19 protein-coding genes are annotated in these 18610 nt (G+C 60.5%); all 19 read left to right on the forward strand.

The genetic code is table 11. The annotated features are described in order from the left end of the window. Positions 1 to 163: 163 nt before the first annotated feature. The 19 genes from H9I52_RS20070 to pcaF all read left to right on the forward strand — a co-directional run bounded on the left by H9I52_RS20070 (position 164) and on the right by pcaF (position 18584). Positions 164 to 1066, forward strand: a complete 903-nt coding sequence (locus tag H9I52_RS20070) for a helix-turn-helix domain-containing protein (RefSeq protein WP_187455329.1) — start codon at positions 164 to 166, stop codon at positions 1064 to 1066. A gap of 262 nt (positions 1067 to 1328) precedes the next feature. Then, positions 1329 to 1796 (forward strand): hypothetical protein, encoded by a 468-nt coding sequence (locus H9I52_RS20075; protein ID WP_187455330.1) that lies wholly within the window; start codon positions 1329 to 1331, stop codon positions 1794 to 1796. Positions 1797 to 1799: 3 nt separating this feature from the next. Next, on the forward strand, positions 1800 to 3287 hold the full coding sequence (locus H9I52_RS20080) for a glycoside hydrolase family 1 protein (protein WP_187455331.1): 1488 nt from the start codon (positions 1800 to 1802) through the stop codon (positions 3285 to 3287). 50 nt (positions 3288 to 3337) lie between these two features. Continuing rightward, positions 3338 to 4291, forward strand: a complete 954-nt coding sequence (locus H9I52_RS20085; RefSeq protein WP_262386157.1) for a VOC family protein — start codon at positions 3338 to 3340, stop codon at positions 4289 to 4291. Positions 4292 to 4332: 41 nt separating this feature from the next. Further along, on the forward strand, positions 4333 to 5436 hold the full coding sequence (locus H9I52_RS20090) for an alpha/beta hydrolase family protein (protein WP_187455333.1): 1104 nt from the start codon (positions 4333 to 4335) through the stop codon (positions 5434 to 5436). Between the two features lie 51 nt (positions 5437 to 5487). Next, the gene (gene hisD / locus H9I52_RS20095) at positions 5488 to 6780 is read left to right on the forward strand and encodes a histidinol dehydrogenase (RefSeq protein ID WP_187455334.1); all 1293 of its coding nucleotides are present in this window, start codon (positions 5488 to 5490) and stop codon (positions 6778 to 6780) included. Then, positions 6764 to 7522 carry an SDR family NAD(P)-dependent oxidoreductase gene (locus H9I52_RS20100; protein ID WP_187455335.1) on the forward strand — a complete coding sequence of 253 codons (759 nt, stop codon included), beginning with the start codon at positions 6764 to 6766 and terminating at the stop codon, positions 7520 to 7522. The genes hisD and H9I52_RS20100 overlap by 17 nt, the downstream gene beginning before the upstream one ends. A gap of 43 nt (positions 7523 to 7565) precedes the next feature. Then, on the forward strand, positions 7566 to 8480 hold the full coding sequence (locus tag H9I52_RS20105; RefSeq protein ID WP_187455336.1) for a fumarylacetoacetate hydrolase family protein: 915 nt from the start codon (positions 7566 to 7568) through the stop codon (positions 8478 to 8480). 94 nt (positions 8481 to 8574) lie between these two features. Next, complete coding sequence (locus tag H9I52_RS20110; protein WP_187455337.1) at positions 8575 to 8871, forward strand: antibiotic biosynthesis monooxygenase family protein; 297 nt, start codon at positions 8575 to 8577, stop codon at positions 8869 to 8871. A 52-nt stretch (positions 8872 to 8923) separates the two neighbouring features. After that, a complete protein-coding gene (locus H9I52_RS20115; protein ID WP_139517598.1) occupies positions 8924 to 9685 on the forward strand; it encodes a cyclase family protein in 762 nt (253 codons plus the stop codon). A gap of 62 nt (positions 9686 to 9747) precedes the next feature. Next, entirely contained in the window at positions 9748 to 10881 is a 1134-nt protein-coding gene (locus tag H9I52_RS20120) for an FAD-dependent monooxygenase (RefSeq protein WP_187455338.1), read from the forward strand. Between the two features lie 13 nt (positions 10882 to 10894). Further along, positions 10895 to 11620: a protocatechuate 3,4-dioxygenase subunit beta gene (gene pcaH, locus H9I52_RS20125; RefSeq protein WP_187455339.1), complete on the forward strand. Its 726-nt coding sequence runs from the start codon at positions 10895 to 10897 to the stop codon at positions 11618 to 11620. A 2-nt stretch (positions 11621 to 11622) separates the two neighbouring features. Continuing rightward, positions 11623 to 12189, forward strand: coding sequence for a protocatechuate 3,4-dioxygenase subunit alpha (pcaG, locus tag H9I52_RS20130; protein ID WP_187455340.1), 567 nt, complete (start codon positions 11623 to 11625; stop codon positions 12187 to 12189). A gap of 13 nt (positions 12190 to 12202) precedes the next feature. After that, positions 12203 to 13561, forward strand: a complete 1359-nt coding sequence (gene pcaB / locus H9I52_RS20135) for a 3-carboxy-cis,cis-muconate cycloisomerase (protein ID WP_187455341.1) — start codon at positions 12203 to 12205, stop codon at positions 13559 to 13561. A 6-nt stretch (positions 13562 to 13567) separates the two neighbouring features. Further along, complete coding sequence (gene pcaD, locus H9I52_RS20140) at positions 13568 to 14347, forward strand: 3-oxoadipate enol-lactonase (RefSeq protein ID WP_187455342.1); 780 nt, start codon at positions 13568 to 13570, stop codon at positions 14345 to 14347. A 9-nt stretch (positions 14348 to 14356) separates the two neighbouring features. Further along, positions 14357 to 14743 (forward strand): 4-carboxymuconolactone decarboxylase, encoded by a 387-nt coding sequence (gene pcaC / locus H9I52_RS23110; RefSeq protein WP_139517604.1) that lies wholly within the window; start codon positions 14357 to 14359, stop codon positions 14741 to 14743. A gap of 4 nt (positions 14744 to 14747) precedes the next feature. Further along, positions 14748 to 15989 (forward strand): 4-hydroxybenzoate 3-monooxygenase, encoded by a 1242-nt coding sequence (locus H9I52_RS20150; RefSeq protein ID WP_187455343.1) that lies wholly within the window; start codon positions 14748 to 14750, stop codon positions 15987 to 15989. A gap of 24 nt (positions 15990 to 16013) precedes the next feature. Further along, the gene (locus tag H9I52_RS20155) at positions 16014 to 17372 is read left to right on the forward strand and encodes a 3-oxoacid CoA-transferase (protein ID WP_139517606.1); all 1359 of its coding nucleotides are present in this window, start codon (positions 16014 to 16016) and stop codon (positions 17370 to 17372) included. Between the two features lie 6 nt (positions 17373 to 17378). Then, positions 17379 to 18584 (forward strand): 3-oxoadipyl-CoA thiolase, encoded by a 1206-nt coding sequence (pcaF, locus tag H9I52_RS20160; RefSeq protein WP_187455344.1) that lies wholly within the window; start codon positions 17379 to 17381, stop codon positions 18582 to 18584. Positions 18585 to 18610: the final 26 nt, after the last annotated feature.

The raw sequence follows: 18610 nt of genomic DNA on the forward strand, positions 1-18610 counted from the left end.
AGCCCAACGACTATCTGCATCAGCAACTGATCTTGGTCTTCAATGCCTGCACCACTTTCATAGCATTGACTCAGACTGCTAAGACGCATTTATACTGGTGACTGAACAAACCCAATGCATATAAGTATTTGATAATCAAATACTTATACCAACACCCTGCTTTATGAAATCGAAATCGATTCCGCTGTTTAATCCTGCCGACCTGGGCCGGCACCACTTTGAAACCTGGGACGAGTGGCAGTTCACGGCCCTCAACGACGTATTTCATATCAATCGGCTCGAAACGCATCTGGAGCACATTCCTTTTCCCCTCGCCCCTCACCGCAAAACGGTTCACGATTTCATTTTTCTTACGCAGGGCCGGACGCGGCGCAGCAAAGGCCTGAATGAGTATGATTTGGGCAAAAACACCTTTTTCTTTCTGCCAGCCACTCAAATCACCACCCACGAGTTTATGAGCCCGGACAGCACGGGCTTTTTCTGCCACTTCGATTTGGACCTACTCACCAAGTCGTTTGTGCAGCCCGAGGTCATTGCGGAAATTCCTTTTCTGCGCTTTACCGGCAACCCCCTCGTGCATGTGCCAGAGGCCGTAATGCCTAGGGTTCTGCACCTTATGCAGCAGATGGAAGAAGAACTCAATGCCGGCCGGCCCGACGTGCTCGACCTGGCCCGCGTATACTTGCTGACGCTATTTTTTGAGTTGAAGCGCTATGCCGACCCCAGTGAGAAAACCGGCCCCAACGCCGCGGCCCGCATCACCCAGCAATACAAGAATGCTCTGATGCAGCACATCTATGAAAAGCACAATGTATCTACCTACGCGGAGCTGCTGGCTGTATCGCCCAACCATCTCAACAAGTGCGTGAAGGCCACTACAGGCCGCTCCGCACAGGATACTCTCGACGACATGGTATTGCTGGAAGCCAAGGCGTTACTGAAACAATCAGAACTGAGCATCAGCGAGATAGCCTTCAAGCTGGGCAAAGAGGACCACAGCAATTTTAGTCGCTTTTTCAAGGCCAAAACCCAAACCACCCCCAAAGAATACAAGCTCTCGAAGTAAGATACACTCACCCATGAGCCTCTTGTAGCTCACTGAGCTACCGGCCTCGGTCATGTTCTGCTCACTCCGACGGCTGGAAAACCTAGCACATACGGTCGGGATTGAATTTACATAGTAAAAGCCGGAATCTGCATAGCCCTTCGGAGAATAAGGACATACTTTTGTTTTGTCGGCATATGTGAGTTAACACTCACTTACCAACTTCAAATGTGTTCCCGCACAGGTACGCACGAGCAGTGCGATGGCCTAAATCCTTCCGCCAATGCAAGCTTTCCGAAAGCGCAATGCGCGTACCGCAACGCTGGCCAATCTGGTCATCAATGCCGTGATTCCTTTTTTCATTCTGTTGCCGGTGTCGGCCATCAATGTAAAAGGGGGCGCGCCCAACTTGCTGACGCTTTTGTTGCCGGCCGTGTTCATTTCGGCGCTCGCTACTACCATTGCCACATTTGCCACGTTGCCGGGCCGACCAAGTGGCTTGGGCTGGTTGCCGGCTGCCGTGCTAAATGGCGTGGGCATCGGGCTACTATTTGCGGTACCGGTGCTGGTAGCCTTGCTGGTGGCGCAGTTTATGATAAGCGATAACCATCTGATTAGCAAGGCTATATCCTTGCTACTGTCGGCCGCTACGGGGGCAGGCGTTGGGTATCTGGCCTCGTTCGTGGCCTTGCGACGGGCACTAAAGCTTCATAATTCCTCACTGAACGATGCGGCTTCGGCCAGCCTGTAGCTTATGAAATATAAAAAAATCTGGGGCTGCCTCTTAGGTTTCCTGGTCGGGGGCATGAGCATGGCGCAAGCGCCAGTTGCTGGTTCGCAAGTACCGGCGGCCAGCTCTATCCGCTTTCCGAAGGGATTTCTGCTGGGAACCAGCACGGCCGCTTACCAAGTGGAAGGCGCCTATCAGGCCGATGGCAAGGGTGAGTCGAACTGGGATTTTATGGCGAATAAAATCGGCGTCACCCAATTCACCATTGGCAAGAAGGAGACGGGCAACGTGGCCGACAACATGTACGACCGCGCCACCTACCTCAAAGACATTGCCCTGATGAAGGCGCTGGGGGTGAACTCCTACCGCTTTTCCATTGCCTGGTCGCGCATCATGCCGCAGGGCACGGGCGCGGTGAACGCCAAGGGCCTGGCCCATTACGACCAGCTCATTGCCGACCTGCGGGCTGCTGGCATCGAGCCAGTGGTGACGCTTTACCACTTCGATTTGCCGCAGGCGCTGATTGAAAAAGGTGGCTGGGCCAACCCCGCCTCGGCGGACTGGTACGCGGCGTACGCGGAGGTGATTTTCAAGCACTTCAGCCCGAAGGTGAAGAAGTTCATCACCTTCAACGAGCCCTACATCGAGTTCTTCGTGCAGCATTATCTGATGAACTTGGAGCAGAGCAAGGCCCCGGCCAACGTGCGCTACGCGGCGGGCATGACGGGGGCGCACCACATGCTGCTGGCCAGCGCCCGCGCCGTGGCCACCTACCACCGCCTCAAGCTGCCGGGCCAGGTGGGCATCACGCTAAACCTCTCGCCCGTGCTGCCCTTCACGCCGGGCAATGCCGCCGAGACGGCCGTGGTGCCCTTGCAGGACGAATTGCTGAACGGCCTGTTTCTGGACGGCGTGCTGCGCGGCAGCTACCCCCGGCGGGCCCTCGACTCGCTCCAGAAATACAACCCAACCTTCCGGCCCACGGCGGCCGAGCTGGCGCTGCTGAAAGCCAACCGGCCCGATTTTCTGGGCGTGAATTATTACGCGCCGGCCTTCGTGAAGGTCGACCCCACGGCCCCGCTGGGCGTGAACTGGCTGGGCCTCAACCCCGAGCCCGCCCCCACCAGCAACAATGGCCCCAGCCGGCCCGACCAGCTTTATGCCTTGCTGATGCGCCTCAAAGCCGACTACCAGAACGTGCCGGTGCTCATCACCGAGAACGGCGCGGCCTACGGCGAGCCCGACGAGGCCGTGGTCAACGGCACAATTAACGACGCCCGCCGCTGCCAGTACCTGCTGGGCCACCTAGCGGCTGTGCAGCGGGCGCTGGCCGCCGGCTCCAAAACCCTGGGCTATCTGCACTGGAGCTACGCCGACAATTTCGAGTGGATTTTCGGCTACTCGATCAAGTTCGGGCTCGTGGGCGTGGACCGCACCAGCCCCGCCCTCACGCGCATTCCCAAGCAGAGCTACTACCTGTATCAATCTATTCTGAAACAACAACCTAAGTAGCCCTCGGGGCTTTCAAGCTTATGGCACGCAACCCACATTACCTTTCGCAAATGGCTCACATTGAGGTGTATACCACCGATTTGGAGGCTTCGGTAAAGTTCTTTACCGACGTAGCGGGGCTCGACGAAACCGGGCGCGACGACACTTCCGTGTACCTGCGCTGCTGGGGCGACTACTTTCACCACACCCTCAAGCTCACGCAGCGCGACACGCCCGGCCTAGGCCACCTGGGCTGGCGCGCCGACAGCCCCGAGGCGCTGGAAGACGTGGTCGCGTACCTGGAGAGCACCGGCGCGGGCCGGGGCTGGACGGACGGCGACCTGGGCCACGGCCGCGCCTACCGCTTCGAGTCGCCGGATGGGCACCTGCACGAGGTGTTCTGGGACGTGGTGTGGCTCAAGGAAACCGGCGAGCGGGGTAGCGTCTTCACCGACCGCTACGCCAGCAACCGCCGCCGCGGCCTCTCGCCCCGCCGCTTCGACCACGTAACGCTAAACACCACCAGCTACCCGGCCGAAAAAGCTTTCTGGAAGGGCCTGGGCCTAAAAAACCCCGATGAGGTGCGCATCACCGACCAGATTCCGCCGGTGGGCGGGCTCTTTAGCATCGGCAACCTGTCGCACGACATTGCCATCTTCACCGACCCGCACATTCAGCCGGGCATGGGCGCGCTCAACCACGTGGCCTTCGCCTTCGACAGCCGTGAAGAAGTGCTGCTGGCTTGCGACTACGTGATTGAGAGCGGCTACACGTTGGCCATGGGGGCCCCTACCCGCCACAAAGCCGACGAGGGTTTCTTCATCTACATCGACGAGCCGGGCGGCAACCGCTTCGAGTTCTACGCTGGCGCCCGCCTGATTTTCGCCCCCGACCACGGCCCGGATGTGCACTACCTCAAAGACAACCCCAACGACGCCTGGGGCAACACCAACCCCTGGAAGGCCGATGGCGGCTTCAAGGCCGAGCACGGCTCGATAAAGACCAAAGAAGGAGAAGTGGCGTAGCCGATCTCGGCCCAATCCATTCATAACCAAGCTATTTCGCCATGTGGCATTACTTTCCCGAGCATTATATGTTTTCGTACCAGCTGGTACGCATCCTGGCGCAGGCGCACTTCGGCGGCGGCGAATTCAACGAATGCCTGGAGGCCGCCAGCCGTATTACGCCCGGCGACTTCGAGAGCTTCTACCAGAGCTGGAACCAAACCGGCGATACCGTGCTGGCCGAGGCCGAAGCCGCGATGCAGGAACACCGTAGCATTACGGCGCACGCCACGTACCTGCGGGCCGCCAACTACTTCCGCATGGCCGAGTTCTTTTTGCAACCCGACGACCGCCGCAAAAACGAAACCTACGGCAAGGGAGTAGCCGCCTTCCGCAAGGCCATGGAACTGACCGAACACCCCCCGCGTCGGGTAGAAATTCCCTTCGAAGGCCAAATCATGTCGGGCTACTTCTTTGAGGTGCCGGGGCAGAAAAAAGGGCCGCTGGTGATTATGTTCGGGGGCCTGGACTCTACGGCCGAGGAGCTGTTTTTTGGCCCGTACGAAATGCTCAATGACCGGGGCATCTCGCTGCTGATTCTCGACGGACCGGGCCAGGGCGAGTCGTTGCGCCTGCGCGACATGCTCACCCGCTACGACTACAACGTGCCGGCCACGGCCGCCTTTGACTGGGCCATTGCCAACCTCGACGTAGACCCCGCGCGCATTGGTATCATGGCCGTGAGCATGGGCGGCTACATGGCTGCTCGCTCGGCCGCTTTTGAGCACCGCTTTCGGGCTTGCGGCATCTGGAGCGCCGTGTACAGCTACTACGATGTGTGGGCCAACCGCCCCGACAGCCACCCGCTTTCGCGCGTGCTCTGCCACATCGTGGGCGTGAAAGACATGGCCGAAGCCCGCGGCAAGCTGGAGCACTTCAAGATGGCGGGCATCGCGGGCCAGATTCAGTGCCCCACCTACATTTCCCATGGCGGCGACGACCGGCAAGTGCCCGTGTCGCAGGCCCAGGCCATGTTTGACGAGCTGACCTGCGAAAAGTACCTGCACATCGTGCCCAAGGAAAGCACCGGCTCGGCCCACTGCCACGTCGACAACATGACGAAGGTGCTGCCCTTGTTTGACTGGATGCAGGAGCAATTATCATAAATACTTAATAATCAGGTATTTATAAATAAACTAACAATAACCCTTATCACCATGGTTAAGGTTATCAAAAAAGGCATCACCTACGCCGAGTCTGGCGAGGCCGACGCCAAGGTGCGGGCAACGGTCGAAGGCATGCTCAGCGACATCCGCACGGGCGGCGACGCAGCCGTGCGGGCCCTGTCGGAGCGCCTGGACAAGTGGGCGCCCGAGAGCTTTCGGCTCTCACCAGCGCAGATTCAGGACATCCTGAGCGGCATTGCGCCGAGCGTGCTCGATGATATTCGATTTGCCCAGGCGCAGGTGCGGAATTTTGCCGAAAAGCAGCGGGCCACCATCCTCGATTTGGAGGTGGAAACCCTGCCCGGTGTGTTCCTGGGCCACCGCAACATTCCCGTAGGCAGCGTGGGCTGCTACGTACCGGGCGGACGCTACCCCATGGTGGCCTCGGCTCACATGAGCGTGCTCACGGCAAAAGTGGCGGGCGTCAAGCGCGTGATTGCGTGCACGCCGCCCATCAACGGGCAGATTCCGGCCGAAACCGTTGCGGCCATGTACCTGGCCGGGGCCGACGAAATCTACCTGCTCGGCGGGGTGCAAGCCGTGGCCATGATGGCTTTGGGCACCGAAACCGTAGCATCCGTCGACATGCTTGTGGGGCCCGGCAACGCATACGTGGCCGAAGCCAAGCGCCAACTCTACGGGCAGGTGGGCATCGACTTGTTCGCCGGTCCGACGGAAATCCTGGTCATTGCCGACCACACCGCCGACGCCGAAATGTGCGCCACCGACCTACTCGGCCAAGCTGAGCACGGCCCCACTTCCCCCGCTATTCTGCTGACTACCAGCGAAGAGCTAGCCCATGCTACCATCGCCGAAGTAGATCGCCAGCTCCAGACCCTAGCTACGGCCGACATAGCCGGCGTAGCCTGGCGCGACTACGGCCAAGTACTACTCGTGGACTCCGTGGAGGAACTCGTAACCGAAGCCGACCGCCTCTGCAACGAGCACGTTGAAGTGCTGACGGAAAACCCGCGCTACTTCCTCGAGCACATGACCAACTACGGCGCCCTGTTCCTGGGTCCGCGCACCAACGTGGCCTACGGCGACAAGGTCATCGGCACCAACCACACGCTGCCGACCAAGGGTGCGGCCCGCTACACCGGCGGCTTGTGGGTAGGTAAGTTCCTGAAAACCTGCTCCTACCAAGAAGTGCGCACCGCGGAAGCGAGCGCCTTAGTGGGCGAGTATTGCTCGCGGCTGTGCGCCATCGAAAACTTCTGGGGCCACAAGGCCCAGGCCGACTTGCGGGTAGAACGCTACGGGCAGCATGAGCCTGTCGCTTAGCCCTTTAAGCGGCCGCGTGGCCGTGGTGACGGGTGGTGCCGGTGGCATTGGTTCGGCCATTTGCCAGACGCTGGCCGCGGCCGGCGCATCTGTGGTCATCACTTACAACACCAACGCCGACAAAGCCGAGACTCTCTTGGCGCAGCTGCCCGGTACCGGTCACGCAGTTTTTCAAGCGCCGGTTGATAACAGTCAGACCCTCAAACAATTATCCGATTTTGTGACTGAGCGTTACGGGCGGCTTGATATGTTGATCAACAACGCGGGCATTACGACGCCCGTGCCCCACGACGATCTCGAGGGGTTATCGGACGAATGGATTGACCGCATTTTCACGACGAATTGGCGAGGGGCCTTTGCCATGATCCGGGCCTGTCAGGGGCTGCTCACCGCCAGTGGCAACGGCTTGGTTGTCAATATCTCATCGGTCGCCGGCCAAACGGGCATCGGCAGCAACGTAGCGTACTGCGCCTCCAAAGCCGCCCTGGACAGCATGACGCGCTCGCTGGCGCGGGCCTTGGCTCCGGCCATCCGGGTGGTGTCGGTGTCGCCGGGCTGGGTGCTGGGCGAGTACGCCAGCCGCGCAGACCCCGCCTATTTGCAAGCGCAAGTGGAGGCCACCCCGCTCGGCCGACTGGCGACCCCAGGTGATGTCGCCAACGCCGTGTTGGCCCTGGCCACCACGCTCACCTTTACCACCGGCTCCATCCTCCCCGTTGACGGTGGCCGGCCGCTCCGCTAGCCTTTGTCACCATTTTTCTCCCACCCTTTCTACTACTTATTCTATGAAGCTGGTCACTTTTAAAACGCAGGAAGGCGCGGCCCGGGCGGGCTGGTTGCAGGACGGCGGCGTCGTGGACATGCAGCAAGTGAGCAGCGGCGCGCTGCCCGCCGATATGCTCTCTTTTATCGACAAGCACGAGGAGTATTTCCAGCTCATTGAAGAGAATAACTGGCAGGCCGCCGCGCCCACCCACGCGCTGGCAGACGTGCAGCTGCTGGCTCCCCTGCCCAACCCGCGCAGCTTCCGCGACTACATCAGCTTCGAGCAACATCTCAAAAATGCCTCTTCTAAGTTTGGCCACCAAATTGCCGCGGAATGGTATGAGATGCCTATTTTTTACTTCACCAACCACCAAGCGATTTATGGCCCCGGTCAAGATGTGCCGCGTCCCCAGGGCGAAACCCGCCTGGACTACGAGTTGGAAATGGGCTGCGTTATCGGCAAGCGCGGACAAAACATCAAAGCCGACGAAGCCGACGCCCATATTTTCGGCTACACGATTTTCAACGACTTCACGGCCCGCGCGATTCAGGCCCGCGAAATGCGCTGCAACCTGGGCCCGGCCAAAGGCAAGGACTTCGCCAACAGCATCGGGCCTTACCTCGTGACCAAGGACGAAATGCAGCCGCTCCTGAACGGCGACGGCCGCTTCAACGCGCGCATGACCTCGCGCATCAACGGCCAGACCATCTGCGACGGTAACTTCAACACGATCCATTACACCTTCGGGCAAATGATTGAGCGGGCCTCTGAAAACCACGTCAATTTGTACCCCGGCGACATAATCGGCTCTGGGACAGTGGGTTGGGGCAGCCTGATTGAAACCAACTTCGAAGCCCACAGTGCCCTGGTGCCCGGCGACGTAATCGAGCTGGAAATTGACGGGCTGGGCGTGCTGCGCAACCAGATTATCTAAGCAAAATTTCTAAGTGCGTGTCTTTCCAAATAGGTTGCAGAAGGGCGGCCCTGCCGGCAGCCTATTTGGATACATACTTTAGCCACTAGGACCGATGATTTTAGAAGTTGCCATTTTCGACATTGTGCCCGGCCAGGAGGCTGCGTTTGAAGCGCAGTTTGCGCAAGCCGAATTGATTATCAGCCAGGCCAAAGGCTACGTGCGGCACGAGTTGCAGCGGGGCATCGAAACCGACCACAAATACGTGCTGCTGGTGCGCTGGGAAACGCTGGAAGACCACACAGAGGGCTTCCGCCAATCGCCGCTTTTTGGCCAGTGGCGCGCGCTGATTGGGTCGTTTTTCGCGACTCCGCCCGCCGTGGAGCACTTCCGGCTTATTTCGGAACGGTAAGCTACCGCGCTCTGCAAACTTAGATTTACACCCATCCTCACCATTTCCCGCCATGAAAATCATTGACCTTTCGGTGACCATTTCTACCGATATCAAGGAGCCGCTGCCTACTAGCATTGAGTACGAAAACCACCAGGAAGGCGCCCGCAAAATGGGGTCTAAGCTCTTTGGTGGCGCCTCCGCCGATGTGTTCTTGGAGGGCAACGGCCCCGCCGGCGAAGTCATCACCCTGACGGGCCACGCCGGCACGCACATCGACGCCCCTTGGCACTACTTCCCCACCAGCGAAGGCAAACCCTCGCGCACCATTGAGCAGATGCCGCTGGACTGGTTTTTTCACGACGGTGTGGTGCTCGACTTCACCGACAAACCCGATGGCTACTGCTTCAGCACGGAAGACGTGAAGGAGAAGCTCGCGGCTATCAACTACACGCTCAAGCCCTTCGACATTGTGCTCATCCGCTGCGATGCCGATAAGCGCCTGCACGACGATGATTTTGTCAAGATCCACGTCGGTGCTTCGGCCGAAGCCACGCATTGGCTTATTGATCAGGGCATTAAGGTGATGGGCACCGACGGCTGGGGCTGGGATCCGCCTTTGCACCTGCAAGCCGCCGACTACCACGCCAACCCTCGCCCCGGCGTGATTTGGGCCGCACATTACGTAGGTCGCGAAAAAGAATATTGCCAAATTGAAAAGCTGGCCAACCTCGACCAGCTCCCGCCCTTCGGCTTTAAGGTGGCCTGCTTTCCCGCCAAAATCAAAGGCGGGAGCGCCGGCTGGACGCGCGCGGTGGCCATTTTTGAAGACTAACAACTAGCTTACCCTTTCCTCGTCTCCTATTCCCACCCATCCAATTTAGATTTAGAGTAGTCATGGCATCGGTTAACAAAGTTCTCGTCGTTGGCGGCGGCATTGGCGGCTTATCGGCCGGCGTGGCGCTGCGTCAGGCCGGCATTGAAGTGGACATTGCGGAACTGCATCCCGCCTTCGACGTGTACGGAGTCGGTATCATCCAGCCTTCCAATGCCTTGCGGGCCTTGGATACGCTGGGTTTGGCCGATGCGTGCCTCGAACAGGGCTCCCCCTACGGACCCATTGACTTGCACGCGCCCAACGGCCATAAGTTTGCCTCGGTGGGGCCGCCGCCGCTGGGGCGCTTTCAACCGCACAACGGTATCTCGCGCCGCATCCTGCACACCATTCTGCACGATGGCGCACAGGCGCACGGCGTGAAATGCCGCATGAACCTGAGCGTGAGCAGCTTCGACAACCGCGAAGATGGTGTGGACGTGACGTTCACGGATGGCAGCACCGCCGCGTACGACTTGGTTGTGGGCGCCGATGGGGTAAACTCGAAGGTGCGCAGCCTGCTGTTTGGGCCGCAAAAGGCGCGCTACGTTGGGCAATCGGTGTGGCGCTACGCCTTCGACCGGCCTGCCGAGCTCACCACCGGCCACATGTACATGGGGCGCAACACGCGCGTGGGCCTAATTCCGATGACGAAAGACCGGATGTACATGTTCCTGCTGTCGAGCGAGGGCGAAAATCCGGTTATCCCAACCGAGCAGTTGCTGCCCCGCATGAAGGCGCTGCTGGCCGACTATTCGGCCCCGCTGGTGCGCCAGGCCGCCGAGCAAATTACTGATCCAGAGGGCATTATATACCGCCCCCTGGAAACCCTGCTCATGCCGGCGCCGTGGTATAAAAACCGCGTAGTCATCATCGGTGATGCGGCCCACGCGACCATTCCGCAGCTGGGCCAGGGCGCTAGCCTCGCCATCGAAGACGCGGTCGTGCTGGCCGAGCTGCTACGGACGGAACAGCCGGTGGCTGCCGTGCTGGAGCAGTTTATGGCTCGGCGCTTCGAGCGCTGCAAGATGGTGGTAGAAAACTCCAATACCGTCAGCGAGTGGGAGCAGCTCGAGTGGCAGGGCCGCTTGCCGGAAGGAGCCAACGTCGCCGCGCTCATCGGGCAGGCCTCGGGCCGCATGGGCGCGCCCATCTAAACGCGATATTTCCATGGAAAATCTACTTTCGGCGGCGCCCACCGCGTTCCAACCGCGCGATTGGGAAGTGCAACCGCCCTACCTGGTTCCCGCTTACAAGTCCAGCGTGTTGCGGGCGCCGTCGCAGCCGCTGGTGCCACTTAAGCACACGCTTTCGGAGCTAACCGGGCCGGTGTACGGGCCCGAATGCCTGGGGCCCCTCGACCATGACCTGACCCGCAACGGACGGGTGAATGGCGAGCCGCTGGGCGAGCGCATCATTGTGGCGGGGCGGGTGCTCGACCAGTTTGGCCGCCCCGTGCCCGATACGCTCGTGGAGATCTGGCAGGCCAATGCCGCCGGCCGCTACGTGCACAAAGGCGACCAGCACGACGCACCCCTCGACCCCAATTTCTTCGGCGGCGGACGGGTGCGCACCGATGCGGAGGGCCGCTACCAATTCATGACCATCAAGCCCGGCTCCTACCCGTGGGGCAACCACCCCAACGCCTGGCGCCCGCACCACATCCACTTTTCGTTGTTTGGGCCCAACATCGCCACCCGCCTCGTGACGCAGATGTACTTCCCCGGCGACCCGCTTCAGGACATCGACCCGATTTTCCTGGGCACTCCGCCCAAAGGCCGCGAATTGCTCATTTGCCGCTTCGACATCGACAACAGCATTTCCGATTACGCCCTGGCTTACGAGTTCAACCTGGTGCTGCGCGGCCCCCTGGAAACGCCTTTTGAAACCCGTTGATTATGAGCCTCTTGACCCAAACTCCTTCGCAAACCGCCGGGCCCTATTTCGCCTATGGCCTTGCGGCCCGGCAATACGGCTTTCCGCACACCAGCATCGCCGGTGCGACGCTGGCCGAAGCGCACACACCCGGCGAGTTGATTGCGTTGGAAGGCCGCGTGCTGGATGGCGTTGGGCAGCCAATCAATGATGCGCTGGTGGAAATCTGGCAAGCCGACGCTACAGGCCGCTATCATGCCCCTGATTTCGGCGGGTTCGGGCGCATTGGAACGGGCACGGAGCGCGACCAAGCCTTTCGTTTTCAAACCATTAAGCCTGGGTCGGTGGAAGGACAGGCACCGCACATCAACGTGCTGGTGTTCATGCGCGGCCTGATGAGCCACCTCTACACCCGCCTCTACTTTGCGGATGAGGCCGGGGCCAATGCCCTCGATCCGGTATTGAATTCGGTGCCTTCCGACCGGCGCGCCACCTTGCTCGCCCCCCGTGTTGCCGGGCCGGGCCTGCCCTGCTACCGCTTCGATATTCGGGTACAGGGCGAAGGCGAAACGGTGTTTTTTGATCTGTAGCTTTTCAAATTAGATGGCCGGCCTTTCCCATAACATATTCACTGACAAGCAGATAGAAAACTTGTTCTCGGCCGAGACGCAGGTATCCTATATGCTTGCCTTTGAACGTGCCCTGGCCAATGCGGAAGGCACTTTGGGTGTTATTCCAGCCGACGCGGCCGAGGTCATTGCGGCCGTGTGCCGGGAAACCGAGTGGAACCCGGAAGCCTTGGCCGAGCAGACGTTGTTGGCCGGTAATCCTGCGATTCCGCTGGTTAAAACGCTAACCCAGCGCGTGGCGCAACGCGATACGGAAGCGGCCAAATACGTGCATTTCGGGGCTACCAGCCAGGACGTACTGGACACGGCCCTGATGCTGCAACTGCAAGCGGCAACTACTTATATCACGCACAAAAACAATGAGTTACAGAACCAGCTAGCCAAGCTAGCCAGTGCTCACCGCGATACGGTTATGATCGGGCGCACCTTGCTGCAACAGGCGCGCCCGATCACGTTTGGCTACAAAGTGGCGGGCTGGCTTGAGGCCTTGCTACGCGCCGGGCAGGGGCTGGAATTTGCGCAGCAAAACACCTTTGCCCTGCAACTGGGCGGAGCTGTGGGTACGCTGGCCACCTTGGGCGAACACGGCCCGGCCGTCGTGACGCACATGGCGGAGGCGCTGGGACTTGCCGCGCCCTTGCTGCCTTGGCACAGCCAACGCGACCGACTGGTTGACTTCGCCGCTAAGCTGGGCATTCTGTGCGGCAACCTGGGCAAAATGGCGCAGGACCTCATTCTGCTGATGCAGACGGAAGTGGGCGAAGTGGCCGAAGCGGCGGTTCCCGGCAAGGGCGGCTCCTCAGCGATGCCGCACAAGCGCAATCCGGTTTCGGCCACCTTTACCGTTGCCATTGCGGGGCGCACCCCGGCGCTAGTGGGCACGCTGCTAGCTGGCCTCGCCCACCACGAGCAGGAGCGCGCCGCCGGGGCCTGGCACGCCGAATGGGAAGTGCTGCCGGAACTGGTGCGCCTGACCGCCGCCGCCCTCAACCACGCCAACGAGCTGATTAGCGGCCTGGAAGTCAACGCCGAACGCATGCTCCGCAACCTGGAGCTTACGCAAGGACTGATTTATGCCGAAGACGTAACGGCCCTGCTCACGCCCAAGCTGGGCAAAGCCGAAGCCCACCAACTCGTGGAGGAGGCCAGCCGCCGGGCGCAACGCGAAGGCCTGCACCTCCGGGAGTGCTTAGCGCAACACTTCGATATTTATAAATACCTTAACGCCAATGCGTTAGAGCATGTCTTCGATGCACACCGGGCGACGGGGCTAAGTCAGTTTTTCACTGACCAAGTACTAGCCCGTTTCCATACCTCCACTTCTACAACCTGATCGGCCATGCCCCTGCTTTCTACTGCGACAGGTCCTGTATTTTACACCCTGACCGGCCCCGCGACCGCGCCGGTTTTGGTTTTTTCCAACTCCTTGGGCACCGACCACACGATGTGGGATGCGCAGCTTCCGGCCCTAACTGCCCATTTTCAAGTGTTGCGCTACGACACCCGGGGCCACGGCCAAAGCGCGGTTACGCCCGGCCCTTATTCGGCGGAGCTGCTCGGGCGCGATGTGTTGGCCTTGTTGGACGCCCTGCAGCTAGAGCGGGTGCATTTCTGCGGTATTTCCTTGGGAGGAATAATTGGTCAGTGGCTCGGCATTTATGCCCCGGAAAGGCTTAATAAGCTGATCCTAAGCAACACGGCCGCCAAAATAGGCAATGCAGAAGGCTGGAACGCCCGCATTCAGCAGGTGGAGCAAGAGGGCTTAGACGCCTTGGCGGAAGCGACAATCGGGCGGTGGTTTACGCCTGAGTTTCAGCAGACCCAACCCACTGAGGTACAACGTATTCTGCAGTCTTTTCAGCGCACCTCTCCCATCGGGTATGTTGCTTGCTGTGCGGCCGTACGCGACGCCGACTTCTGGCAGGATGTGCGCCGCATTTCGGCCCCCACCTACATATTCGCCGGCACTGAAGACCCAGTGACTACGGTGAAAGATGGCGAATACCTAGCCCAGCACATCCCCAACGCCCACTTGCTGCCGTTGCGAGCGGCTCACTTGGCCAACATCGAAGCCGCCCCGGCCTTCAACGCGGCGGTGCGGCGCTTTCTTCATTTCTAACCCCACCCCATGAACCAGGAAGAAATTTACGACGCGGGGATGCAGGTCCGGCGCGAGGTGCTGGGCAGCGAACACGTTGACAAAGCCACAAGCAATGTCAACGCCTTCAACGGTGATTTTCAGAATTTTATCACCCGCTACGCCTGGGGCGAAGTCTGGACGCGGCCCGAACTGGCGCGGCGCGAACGCAGCCTGATTACGCTGGCCATGCTCATCGCCCTGAATCGGGAAGACGAGTTCAAGATGCACGTACGCGCGGCCCTAAACAACGGCGTAACCATTGCCGAGATCAAGGAAGTGCTCTTGCAATCAGGCATTTACTGCGGTCTGCCCGCCGCCAATGCTGCCTACCACGCGGCCGAAAAGGTGTTTGCTGCCCTCAACCTTGAATTTTAAGCCCATGGAAACCGCTTTCCCGGCTACCCGCCGCACCCAGGTGGGCATTATCGGTGCCGGCCCTGCCGGCCTGCTGCTTTCACAACTTCTTCATTTGCAAGGTGTTACCTCGGTAGTGCTGGAAAACCGCAGCCGCCAACGGGTGGAGAGCCGGCAGCGGGCCGGGCTGCTGGAACAAAACACCGTGAATCTGCTGCGTGAGGCCGAAGCTGCCGACCGCCTCGACCGCGAAGGCTTGGTGCACGAAGGCGTGATTTTGAGCTACAACGGCCGCCGCCACCGCATAGCGCTCTCTGAGCTGACCGACGGCGAATGCGTGACGATTTATGCGCAAACCGAAGTCGTGAAAGACCTCATTACCAAACGCTTGGAAGCTGGCGGCGAGCTATTATTTGAAGCCGAAGCCACCAAAATAGAAGGGCTCGAAACCGATTCGCCGCGCATCCATTTCACCTACCAAGGCCAAGCCCGCATTCTAGAATGCGACTTTGTGGCCGGCTGCGATGGCTTTCACGGCATTTCGCGCGCCGCCATTCCGGCCGAGTTGCAGAAAGTCTACGACAAAACGTATCCATACTCGTGGCTGGGCATTATCGCGCAGGTGCCTCCGAGTACCGACGAGCTGATTTACGCCTTCCACGAACGCGGCTTTGCCCTGCACAGCATGCGCTCCGCGGAGCGCAGCCGCCTCTACGTGCAGTGCGGCGTCGACGACACCTTGGAGGATTGGCCGGACGAGCGGATCTGGGCCGAGCTGCATGCGCGCTTGGGCACAAGCAGCTGGACCTTGCAGGAAGGCCCCATTCTGGAAAAGTCGATTACGCCCATGCGCAGCTTCGTTTCGGAGCCCATGCAGTACCACCGCCTGTTTTTGGCCGGCGACGCGGCGCACATCGTGCCGCCCACCGGCGGCAAAGGCCTGAATATGGCCGTTGCCGACACCAAGAGCCTGTTTGACGCGCTACGGGCCTGGTATCAGGCCGGCGATGCCTCCTTGTTGCAGGGCTACTCGGCGGCCTGCATGCGCCGGGTGTGGCGGGTCCAGGAATTCTCCAACTACATGACCGAGATGCTGCACCTGCTGCCCGGCAAGGCCGCCTTCGACCAACATTTGCAGCAATCGCGGTTTGATCTGCTCACCACCTGCCCGGCCGCTTCCAAAGTCATTGCCGAAAACTACGTGGGCATTGCCGCCCGGCGGGCCAGCGAAGCCGTGGCGGAACAGGTACCCGGCGAAATCTTGTAACCATCACGTATTGAACCTATTAGCATGAAAGCGGTACCCCAAGTGAGCGTAGCCCAAGCGGCGGCGATGGTGAAGGATGGCGATACGCTGCTGCAAGGGGGTTTTGGCATGACCGGCAACCCCGTGCACCTGATGCACGCCTTGGCCGAAACGGCCACCAAGAACCTGACCTTCATCGGCAACAACGTAGGCGAACCCGGCTTGGGCGGCGGGCGCTTGCTGCGCAACGGCCAGATTAGCAAGATGATCGGCTCGTTTTTCACCAGCAACCCCGACGCCGTCAAAGCGGCTCAGTCGGGCACAGTCGCGTATGAGTTGCTGCCGCAAGGCACGCTGGCCGAAGCCATCCGCGCTGGTGGGGCGGGCATTGGCGGCTTCTACACCCCCACGGCGGCGGGCACGCTGATCACGCAGGGCCTCGAAACCAAGGTGCTCGACGGCGTGGAGCAGGTATTTGTGAAAAGCATTCGGGGCAATGTGGCCTTTATCCGGGCCTGGAAAGCCGACACAGCAGGCAACCTCGTCTACCGCATGACGGAGCAAAACTTCAACCGGGCCATGGCTACGGCTGCCGATCTGGTGATTGCTGAAGTCGAAGAAATTGTGCCCGTGGGTTCTCTCGAACCCAGTAGCATTCACACGCCCGGCTGCTTTGTCGATTACTTGGTGCAAGCCACGCTCACGCCCGAAGATTTGGGTAGCTCCGTGTCGGTTAGCGCGGCGAAACGGGTGGATGAGCCGCGCCTGAACATGGCCCGCCGCGCCCTGGCCGAGCTGCGCCCCGGCGACGTGGTGAACCTGGGCATTGGCATTCCGACGCTCGTAGCCGACTTAATCGAGCCGGAGCACGGCATCATTCTGCACACCGAAAACGGCATGCTCGGCGTCGGCCCCGCTCCCTCCGACGGCGGGGGCGCCATGGACTATCCCGTCAACGCGGGCAAGATTCCGGTGACGGCGCTGCCGGGCAGCAGTTATTTCGACAGCACCGATTCCTTCGGCATGATCCGGGGGCGGCACGTGGACGTGGCCATCATGGGCGGCCTCGAAGTAGACGAAGCAGCGAACCTAGCCAACTGGGCCGTGCCGGGCAAACCGCTGCTGGGCGTAGGCGGCGCCATGGACTTGGCCCGCGGCGCCAAACGCCTCATCATCACCATGACGCACACCAACCCGGATGGCACTTCCAAGCTTGTGCCGGCTTGTACGCTACCGCTGACCGCGTCCGGCGTGGTTGATTTGGTCATTACTGACTTGGCCGTGTTTGGCTTTGAGGAAGGCCAGCTGACCCTATTGGAATTGATGCCAGGTGCTACCTTGGCGGAAGTTCGGGCCAAAACCAGCGCCCAGTTCCAGGAACGGGTAACCGAGCTTCATTTATAAATACTTATGAATCAAGCATTTATAGTTGACGGAATTCGTACTCCCATTGGCAACTTCGGAGGCACGTTGGCAGCGGTCCGCCCCGACGACCTGGCCGCACTCGTCATCCAGGAGCTGCTGCGCCGCAATCCGTCGGTGGACCCGGCCGGCATTGCCGACGTGATTTTGGGCTGCGCCAACCAAGCGGGCGAAGATAACCGCAACGTGGCCCGCATGGCGCTGTTGCTGGCGGGCCTACCGACTTCGGTGCCCGGCGAAACGGTCAATCGGCTTTGTGCCTCGGGCCTGTCGGCTTCCATTGCTGCCGCCCGCGCCCTTCAGGCCGGCGACGGCGACTTGTTTGTGGCGGGTGGCGTGGAGAACATGACGCGCGGCCCGCTGGTCATTTCCAAAGCCAGCACGGCTTTCGGGCGCGACTCGCTAATGCAAGATTCCAGCTTCGGCTGGCGCTTCGTCAACCCCAAGATGGAGGAGCTTTACGGCACCGATGCCATGGGCGAAACCGCCGAAAACCTGGCCGAGCGCGACCACATCAGCCGCGAAGACCAAGACAAATTTGCCTACGAATCGCACCAACGGGCCGGAAAGGCGCGCGACAGCGGCCGCTTTGCCGAAGAAATCGTGCCCGTGCCCATTCCCCAGCGCAAAGGAGAACCGGTACTCTTTGAGCACGACGAGTTCATCAAATCGAACACAACCCTGGACGGCTTGGCCAAGCTGCGGCCGGCCTTCCGGAAGAACGGCACTGTGACCGCCGGCAACTCCTCCGGCCTGAACGACGGGGCCGCCGCCTTGCTCTTGGCGTCGGAAGCGGGCCTCAAGCAGCACAACCTCACCCCGCGTGCCCGCATCGTAGCCATGGGCGTGGCCGGTGTGGAGCCCCGCTACATGGGCATCGGCCCGGTACCAGCCTCCCAGATGGCGCTCAAAAAAGCCGGCCTGACCCTGAACGACATCGACCTTGTGGAGTTCAACGAAGCCTTTGCCGCGCAGGCCTTGGCGTGCAGCCGGGCCCTAGGCCTGGAAGACAACGACCCGCGCATCAACCCCAACGGTGGGGCCATCGCCTTGGGCCACCCCCTGGGCATGAGCGGCGCACGCATTCTCAACACTGCGGCTTTAGAGCTGCACAAGCAAAACAAGCAGCGGGCGCTGGTCACGATGTGCGTGGGCGTCGGGCAGGGCTATGCCGTTATTATTGAACGGGCCTAACGCTTCTGCTGCCTTTTTCACGAGAA

Origin of the sequence: Hymenobacter sp. BT491 (assembly GCF_014349165.1) — a bacterium.
Lineage (GTDB): Bacteria > Bacteroidota > Bacteroidia > Cytophagales > Hymenobacteraceae > Hymenobacter > Hymenobacter jejuensis.

Bases quoted from the DNA above. Each gene is read 5' to 3' on its own strand.
- H9I52_RS20100 (WP_187455335.1), top strand. From the start codon at position 6,764: ATGAGCCTGTCGCTTAGCCCTTTAAGCGGCCGCGTGGCCGTGGTGACG.
- pcaB (WP_187455341.1), top strand. From the start codon at position 12,203: ATGGCCGGCCTTTCCCATAACATATTCACTGACAAGCAGATAGAAAAC.
- pcaG (WP_187455340.1), top strand. From the start codon at position 11,623: ATGAGCCTCTTGACCCAAACTCCTTCGCAAACCGCCGGGCCCTATTTC.
- H9I52_RS20110 (WP_187455337.1), top strand. From the start codon at position 8,575: ATGATTTTAGAAGTTGCCATTTTCGACATTGTGCCCGGCCAGGAGGCT.
- hisD (WP_187455334.1), top strand. From the start codon at position 5,488: ATGGTTAAGGTTATCAAAAAAGGCATCACCTACGCCGAGTCTGGCGAG.
- pcaC (WP_139517604.1), top strand. From the start codon at position 14,357: ATGAACCAGGAAGAAATTTACGACGCGGGGATGCAGGTCCGGCGCGAG.
- pcaD (WP_187455342.1), top strand. From the start codon at position 13,568: ATGCCCCTGCTTTCTACTGCGACAGGTCCTGTATTTTACACCCTGACC.
- H9I52_RS20115 (WP_139517598.1), top strand. From the start codon at position 8,924: ATGAAAATCATTGACCTTTCGGTGACCATTTCTACCGATATCAAGGAG.
- pcaF (WP_187455344.1), top strand. From the start codon at position 17,379: ATGAATCAAGCATTTATAGTTGACGGAATTCGTACTCCCATTGGCAAC.
- H9I52_RS20155 (WP_139517606.1), top strand. From the start codon at position 16,014: ATGAAAGCGGTACCCCAAGTGAGCGTAGCCCAAGCGGCGGCGATGGTG.
- H9I52_RS20120 (WP_187455338.1), top strand. From the start codon at position 9,748: ATGGCATCGGTTAACAAAGTTCTCGTCGTTGGCGGCGGCATTGGCGGC.
- H9I52_RS20080 (WP_187455331.1), top strand. From the start codon at position 1,800: ATGAAATATAAAAAAATCTGGGGCTGCCTCTTAGGTTTCCTGGTCGGG.
- H9I52_RS20085 (WP_262386157.1), top strand. From the start codon at position 3,338: ATGGCTCACATTGAGGTGTATACCACCGATTTGGAGGCTTCGGTAAAG.
- H9I52_RS20075 (WP_187455330.1), top strand. From the start codon at position 1,329: ATGCAAGCTTTCCGAAAGCGCAATGCGCGTACCGCAACGCTGGCCAAT.
- pcaH (WP_187455339.1), top strand. From the start codon at position 10,895: ATGGAAAATCTACTTTCGGCGGCGCCCACCGCGTTCCAACCGCGCGAT.
- H9I52_RS20090 (WP_187455333.1), top strand. From the start codon at position 4,333: ATGTGGCATTACTTTCCCGAGCATTATATGTTTTCGTACCAGCTGGTA.
- H9I52_RS20105 (WP_187455336.1), top strand. From the start codon at position 7,566: ATGAAGCTGGTCACTTTTAAAACGCAGGAAGGCGCGGCCCGGGCGGGC.
- H9I52_RS20150 (WP_187455343.1), top strand. From the start codon at position 14,748: ATGGAAACCGCTTTCCCGGCTACCCGCCGCACCCAGGTGGGCATTATC.
- H9I52_RS20070 (WP_187455329.1), top strand. From the start codon at position 164: ATGAAATCGAAATCGATTCCGCTGTTTAATCCTGCCGACCTGGGCCGG.